At 43.4% G+C, this 7,348-nt stretch carries 5 protein-coding genes, 3 pseudogenes and 1 riboswitch; of the genes and pseudogenes, 7 read left to right on the top strand and 1 reads right to left on the bottom strand.

Annotated features, from left to right (window positions below):
• From HT703_RS07190 to HT703_RS07160, 7 genes and pseudogenes are all read left to right on the top strand, one after another.
• Nucleotides 1–1,043: pseudogene (locus HT703_RS07190) on the top strand (reverse transcriptase domain-containing protein); the annotation flags it as partial.
• Nucleotides 1,044–1,154: 111 nt separating this feature from the next.
• Nucleotides 1,155–1,257: riboswitch (TPP riboswitch) on the top strand.
• A 69-nt stretch (nucleotides 1,258–1,326) separates the two neighbouring features.
• Nucleotides 1,327–1,617 carry a thiamine-binding protein gene (locus HT703_RS07185; RefSeq protein ID WP_000647658.1) on the top strand — a complete coding sequence of 97 codons (291 nt, stop codon included), beginning with the start codon at nucleotides 1,327–1,329 and terminating at the stop codon, nucleotides 1,615–1,617.
• On the top strand, nucleotides 1,580–2,338 hold the full coding sequence (locus HT703_RS07180) for an ABC transporter permease (protein WP_162199268.1): 759 nt from the start codon (nucleotides 1,580–1,582) through the stop codon (nucleotides 2,336–2,338). The genes HT703_RS07185 and HT703_RS07180 overlap by 38 nt, the downstream gene beginning before the upstream one ends.
• Nucleotides 2,339–2,375: 37 nt before the next feature.
• On the top strand, nucleotides 2,376–3,383 hold the full coding sequence (locus HT703_RS07175) for an ABC transporter substrate-binding protein (RefSeq protein ID WP_004261900.1): 1,008 nt from the start codon (nucleotides 2,376–2,378) through the stop codon (nucleotides 3,381–3,383).
• The gene (locus tag HT703_RS07170; protein ID WP_023936794.1) at nucleotides 3,383–4,111 is read left to right on the top strand and encodes an ABC transporter ATP-binding protein; all 729 of its coding nucleotides are present in this window, start codon (nucleotides 3,383–3,385) and stop codon (nucleotides 4,109–4,111) included. Before HT703_RS07175 ends, HT703_RS07170 begins: the two co-directional genes overlap by 1 nt.
• A gap of 116 nt (nucleotides 4,112–4,227) precedes the next feature.
• On the top strand, nucleotides 4,228–4,686 hold the full coding sequence (locus HT703_RS07165) for a CtsR family transcriptional regulator (RefSeq protein ID WP_023936792.1): 459 nt from the start codon (nucleotides 4,228–4,230) through the stop codon (nucleotides 4,684–4,686).
• A gap of 1 nt (nucleotide 4,687) precedes the next feature.
• A pseudogene (locus tag HT703_RS07160) lies at nucleotides 4,688–7,069 on the top strand (ATP-dependent Clp protease ATP-binding subunit); the annotation flags it as partial.
• On the opposite strand, the pseudogene HT703_RS11795 reads toward HT703_RS07160, so the two are convergent.
• Nucleotides 6,958–7,348, bottom strand: a pseudogene (locus tag HT703_RS11795) (hypothetical protein); the annotation flags it as partial. The pseudogenes HT703_RS07160 and HT703_RS11795 overlap by 112 nt on opposite strands.

Genomic DNA, 7,348 nt, shown 5'->3' with positions numbered 1-7,348 from the left:
AGGAGCTGATAAAACAGAGGAAATACAAACCTCAATCAGTCCTGCGAGTTGAAATCCCCCAACCCAATGGAGGTGTCCTTCAGCTTGGGATTCCGACAGTGATGGATAGGATAATCCAACAAGCCATTGTTCAAGCTCTTAGAGTACTTAAATGACGGCTATGAGTGGATAGTGGATATAGACCTAGAGAAATTTTTCGATAGGGTTCCTCAAGATAGATTGATGTCCTTAGTACATAACATAATCGAAGACGGAGATAGGGAATCCTTGATTCGTCAGTATCTTCATTCAGGTGTTATCATTAACGGTCAACGTCATAAAACGCTAGTTGGCACACCACAGGGAGGAAATGTATCTCCTCTCTTATCCAATATCATGCTTAATGAATTGGACAAGGAATTAGAAAAGAGGGGACTTCGATTTGTGCGCTACGCAGATGATTGTGTGATGACGGTCGGAAGCGAGGCAGCCGCTAAGCGTGTGATGTATTCAGTCAGTCGTTTTATTGAGAAACGGCTAGGTTTGAAAGTAAATATGACCAAGACTAAGATTACCAGACCAAGAGAGCTGAAATACTTAGGTTTTGGGTTCTGGAAATCATCAGATGGTTGGAAAAGTCGTCCCCATCAAGATAGTGTTCGGAGATTTAAGTTTAAATTGAAGAAACTAACACAGAGGAAATGGAGTATAGACCTAACAAGACGTATTGAACAACTGAATTTGTCCATTCGAGGATGGATAAACTATTTCTCATTGGGAAATATGGAAAGTATTGTCACCAGCATAGATGAGCGCTTGCGTACTCGCCTACGAGTGATTATCTGGAAGCAATGGAAGAAGAAATCGAGACGACTATGGGGATTGCTTAAGTTAGGAGTTCCTAAATGGATAGCAGATAAGGTATCTGGCTGGGGTGACCATTATCAATTAGTAGCTCAGAAGTCGGTACTAAACGTGCTATATCAAAACCAGTCCTTGAAAAACGTGGACTGGTTTCGTGTTTGGATTATTACCTTGAACGACATGCGTTAAAAGTTAGTTGAACCGCCGTATGCCGAACGGCACGTACGGTGGTGTGAGAGGGGCTAAAGATTATCCCCTACTCGATTAAGCAATTTCCTTGACATTTTTCTTATTTTGCGCTATCATATATACATATAATATATGGGAGTCTGTGTACAGTCTGAGAGGAAGTGTTAAACTTCGACCGCACCTGATCTGGGTAATGCCAGCGGAGGGAACGATACTTAGTCTGATTTTGCACCTTTTCCATATATGGTAAAGGTTTTTCTTTTTGTCAAAGGAAAACGAGAAGAGGAGGTTTTTATGAAAGCAAGCATCGCCTTGCAAGTTTTACCCCTAGCACAGGGGATTGATCGGATAGCTGTTATTGATCAGGTCATTGCTTATCTGCAAGCTCAAGAAGTGACCATGGTGGTGACACCATTTGAAACGGTCTTGGAAGGGGAGTTTGATGAGCTTATGCGCATTCTAAAAGAAGCGCTGGAAGTGGCAGGGCAGGAGGCAGATAATGTCTTTGCCAATGTCAAAATAAATGTAGGAGAGATTTTAAGTATTGATGAGAAGCTTGAAAAGTATGCTGAGACGACACATTAGTCTATTGGGTTTTCTGGGAGTCTTGTCAATCTGGCAGTTAGCAGGTTTTCTTAAACTTCTCCCCAAGTTTATCCTGCCGACACCTCTTGAAATCCTCCAGTCTTTTGTGCGTGATAGAGAATTTCTCTGGCACCATAGCTGGGCGACTTTGAGAGTGGCTTTACTGGGGCTGATTTTGGGAGTCTTGATTGCCTGTCTCATGGCTGTGCTCATGGATAGTTTGACTTGGCTCAATGACCTGATTTACCCTATGATGGTGGTTGTTCAGACTATCCCGACCATTGCCATAGCCCCTATTCTGGTCTTGTGGCTAGGTTATGGGATTCTGCCCAAGATTGTCTTGATTATCTTGACAACAACTTTTCCTATCATCGTCAGTATTTTGGACGGCTTTAGGCATTGTGACAAGGATATGCTGACCTTGTTTAGTCTGATGCGGGCCAAGCCTTGGCAAATCCTGTGGCATTTTAAAATTCCAGTCAGCCTGCCTTACTTTTATGCAGGTCTGAGGGTCAGTGTCTCCTACGCCTTTATCACAACAGTGGTATCTGAGTGGTTGGGAGGCTTTGAAGGACTAGGTGTCTACATGATTCAGTCCAAGAAACTGTTTCAGTATGATACCATGTTTGCTATTATTATTCTGGTATCGATTATCAGTCTTCTCGGTATGAAGCTGGTTGATGTCAGTGAAAAATATGTTATTAAATGGAAACGTTCGTAGAATAAGAATGTTTCAAAAAAGAAAAGAGGAAATCAAAATGAAGAAAACATGGAAAGTGTTTTTAACTGTTTTAACAGCTCTTGTAGCTGTCGTGCTTGTAGCTTGTGGTCAAGGAACTGCTTCTAAGGATAACAAAGAGGCAGAACTCAAGAAGATCGACTTTATCCTAGACTGGACACCAAATACTAACCACACAGGGCTATATGTTGCCAAGGAAAAAGGTTATTTCAAAGAAGCTGGAGTGGATGTTGATTTGAAATTGCCACCAGAAGAAAGCTCATCTGACTTGGTTATCAATGGTAAGGCACCATTTGCAGTGTATTTCCAAGACTACATGGCTAAAAAATTGGAAAAAGGAGCAGGAATCACTGCCGTTGCAGCTATTGTTGAACACAATACATCAGGAATCATCTCACGTAAATCTGACAATGTAAGCAGTCCAAAAGACTTAGTTGGTAAGAAATACGGGACTTGGAATGACCCAACTGAACTTGCTATGTTGAAAACATTGGTAGAATCACAAGGTGGGGACTTTGAGAAGGTAGAAAAAGTACCAAATAACGACTCAAACTCTATCACACCTATTGCCAATGGTGTCTTTGACACTGCTTGGATTTACTACGGTTGGGATGGTATACTTGCTAAATCTCAAGGTGTAGATGCTAACTTCATGTATTTGAAAGACTATGTCAAGGAGTTTGACTACTATTCACCAGTTATCATCGCAAACAACGACTATCTGAAAGATAACAAAGAAGAAGCTCGTAAAGTCATCCAAGCCATCAAAAAAGGTTACCAATATGCTATGGAGCATCCAGAAGAAGCAGCTGATATCCTCATCAAAAATGCACCTGAACTCAAGGAAAAACGTGACTTTGTCATTGAATCTCAAAAATACTTGTCAAAAGAATACGCAAGCGACAAGGAAAAATGGGGTCAATTTGACGCAGCTCGCTGGAATGCTTTCTACAAATGGGATAAAGAAAATGGTATCCTTAAAGAAGACTTGACAGACAAAGGCTTCACCAACGAATTTGTGAAATAATGACAGAAATAAGACTAGAACACGTCAGTTATGCCTATGGTCAGGAGAGGATTTTAGAGGATATCAATCTGAAAGTCACTTCAGGTGAAGTGGTTTCCATCCTAGGCCCAAGTGGTGTTGGTAAGACTACGCTTTTCAACTTAATTGCGGGGATTTTAGAAGTTCAGTCAGGGAGAATTGTCCTTGATGGTGAAGAAAATCCCAAGGGGCGCGTGAGTTATATGTTGCAAAAGGATCTGCTCTTGGAGCACAAGACGGTGCTTGGTAATATTATCCTGCCCCTCTTGATTCAAAAGGTGGATAAGGCGGAAGCCATTGCTCGGGCGGATGAAATCCTTGCTACTTTTCAGTTGACAGCTGTACGAGACAAGTATCCCCATGAACTTAGTGGGGGGATGCGCCAGCGTGTGGCCTTGCTTCGAACTTACCTTTTCGGGCACAAGCTCTTTCTCTTAGATGAGGCCTTTAGCGCCTTGGATGAGATGACCAAGATGGAACTCCACGCTTGGTACCTTGAAATTCACAAGCAGTTGCAATTGACGACCCTGATCATCACGCATAGTATCGAAGAGGCCCTCAATCTCAGCGATCGCATCTATATCTTGAAAAATCGCCCTGGGCAGATTGTTTCAGAAATTAAACTAGATTGGTCTGAAGATGAGGACAAGGAAGTCCAAAAGATTGCCTACAAACGTCAAATCTTGGCAGAATTAGGCTTAGATAAGTAGAAAAATAGGGAGTTGGTGAAGATTATCCTTTACCAGCGCCCTTTTTCTTTTAAAAATGAGAAAATTTCGGTATAATAGTCAAAGATAGTCAAGGTTCAAAGAGAGGTGGGTTTGTAATGAGATTTAAAAATACATCGGATCATATTGAGGCCTACATCAAGGCGATTTTAGATCAATCTGGTATCGTGGAGTTGCAACGAAGTCAGTTGGCAGATACCTTCCAGGTTGTTCCTAGTCAGATTAACTACGTGATCAAGACACGCTTTACGGAAAGTAGAGGCTACTTGGTTGAAAGTAAGCGTGGTGGCGGAGGTTATATTCGTATAGGACGGATTGAGTTTTCTAGTCATCATGAAATGCTCCGAGAGCTTCTTTATTCGATTGGTGAGCGAGTTAGTCAAGAAACTTATGAGGATATTCTCCAGCTTTTGGTTGAGCAGGAATTGATGACCAAGCAAGAGATGAATTTGCTAGTATCAGTAGCTTTGGATCGCGTTCTAGGAGAAGAAGCTCCAGTCCTTCGTGCAAACATGCTACGCCAGGTCATACAAGAGGTAGATAGAAAAGGGAAGTAAGATGAACTATTCAAAAGCATTGAATGAATGTATCGAAAGTGCCTACATGGTTGCTGGTCATTTTGGAGCTGGTTACCTAGAGTCTTGGCACTTGTTGATTGCCATGTCCAATCACAGTTATAGTGTGGCAGGGGCGACTTTAAATGATTATCCATATGAGATGGACCGTTTAGAAGAAGTCGCTTTGGAACTGACTGAAACGGACTATAGCCAGGATGAAACTTTTACGGAGTTGCCGTTCTCCCATCGTTTGCAGGTTCTTTTTGACGAAGCAGAGTATGTAGCGTCAGTGGTCCATGCTAAGGTGCTAGGGACGGAGCACGTCCTCTATGCGATTTTGCATGATGGCAATGCCTTGGCGACTCGTATCTTGGAGAGGGCTGGTTTTTCTTATGAAGACAAGAAAGATCAGGTTAAGATTGCTGCTCTTCGTCGAAATTTAGAAGAACGGGCAGGTTGGACTCGTGAAGACCTCAAGGCTTTACGTCAACGCCATCGTACTGTGGCTGACAAACAAAATTCTATGGCCAATATGATGGGCATGCCGCAGACTCCGAGTGGTGGTCTCGAGGACTATACGCATGATTTGACAGAGCAAGCGCGTTCTGGCAAGTTAGAACCAGTCATCGGTCGGGATAAGGAAATCTCACGTATGATTCAAATCTTGAGCCGTAAGACTAAGAACAACCCTGTCTTGGTTGGGGATGCTGGTGTCGGAAAAACAGCTCTGGCGCTTGGTCTTGCCCAGCGTATTGCTAGTGGAGATGTGCCTGCGGAAATGGCTAAGATGCGCGTGTTAGAGCTGGATTTGATGAATGTCGTGGCAGGGACACGCTTCCGTGGTGACTTTGAAGAACGCATGAACAATATCATCAAGGATATTGAAGAAGATGGCCAAGTCATCCTCTTTATCGATGAACTCCACACTATCATGGGTTCTGGTAGCGGGATTGACTCGACTCTGGATGCGGCCAATATTTTGAAGCCAGCCTTGGCGCGTGGAACTTTGAGAACGGTTGGTGCCACCACTCAGGAAGAATACCAAAAACACATCGAAAAAGATGCGGCCCTTTCTCGTCGATTCGCTAAAGTGACGATTGAAGAGCCAAGTGTGGCAGACAGCATGGCCATTTTGCAAGGCTTGAAGGCGACTTATGAGAAACATCACCGTGTGCAAATCACAGATGAAGCGGTCGAAACAGCCGTTAAGATGGCCCATCGTTACTTGACTAGTCGCCATTTGCCAGACTCTGCTATCGACCTCTTAGATGAAGCAGCAGCAACAGTGCAAAATAAGGCTAAGCATGTAAAAGCAGACGATTCAGGCTTGAGTCCAGCTGACAAGGCCTTGATGGATGGCAAGTGGAAACAGGCAGCCCAGCTAATCGCAAAAGAAGAGGAAGTGCCTGTCTATAAAGACTTGGTGACAGAGGCTGATATTTTGACCACCTTGAGTCGTTTGTCAGGCATTCCAGTCCAAAAACTGACTCAGACTGATGCCAAGAAATACCTGAATCTGGAAGCTGAACTGCACAAACGTGTCATCGGTCAAGATCAAGCTGTTTCAAGTATTAGCCGTGCTATTCGCCGCAATCAGTCAGGGATTCGCAGTCACAAGCGTCCGATTGGTTCTTTTATGTTCCTAGGACCCACAGGTGTCGGGAAGACCGAATTGGCCAAGGCTTTGGCAGAAGTTCTCTTTGATGACGAATCAGCCCTTATCCGCTTTGATATGAGTGAGTATATGGAGAAATTTGCAGCCAGCCGTCTCAATGGAGCTCCTCCGGGTTATGTGGGTTATGAAGAAGGTGGGGAGTTGACCGAGAAGGTTCGCAACAAACCATATTCCGTTCTCCTTTTTGACGAGGTAGAGAAGGCCCACCCAGATATCTTTAATGTGCTCTTGCAGGTCTTGGATGATGGTGTCTTGACCGATAGCAAGGGCCGCAAGGTTGACTTTTCAAATACCATTATCATCATGACGTCAAACCTTGGTGCGACAGCCCTTCGGGATGACAAGACCGTCGGTTTTGGAGCTAAGGATATTCGTTTTGACCAGGAAAATATGGAAAAACGCATGTTTGAAGAGCTGAAAAAGGCTTATAGACCTGAGTTTATCAACCGTATTGATGAAAAGGTGGTCTTCCATAGCCTGTCTAGTGACCATATGCAGGAAGTGGTGAAGATTATGGTCAAACCTTTAGTGGCAAGTTTGGCTGAAAAAGGCATTGACTTGAAATTACAAGCTTCTGCACTGAAATTGTTGGCAAATCAAGGATATGACCCAGAGATGGGAGCTCGTCCACTTCGCAGAACCCTGCAAACAGAAGTGGAAGACAAGTTGGCAGAACTTCTTCTTAAGGGAGATTTGGTGGCAGGCAGCACACTTAAGATTGGTGTCAAAGCAGGCCAATTGAAATTTGATATTGCATAAAAATGGAGAATCAGGAGTAATCTTGATTCTCTTTTGCCAAATTTCAAGTTCAAGTTAGCCATGAAGAAGTCTTCTCTGGGTGATTTGTAGTTCAAGCATTTTTTAGGATAGTTATTAATCCAATTTTCGATGAATGCGACTTCTTTGGGAGTCGTTTTCTTAGTTCCCTTAGGTAACCATCTCCGAATGAGCCTGTTGTGATTCTCATCAGTTCCCCTTTCCCAAGAG

This window comes from Streptococcus sp. 3874, assembly GCF_013276425.1.
Classification (GTDB): domain Bacteria; phylum Bacillota; class Bacilli; order Lactobacillales; family Streptococcaceae; genus Streptococcus; species Streptococcus pseudopneumoniae.
This window is presented reverse-complemented; position numbering and strand designations above follow the sequence as displayed.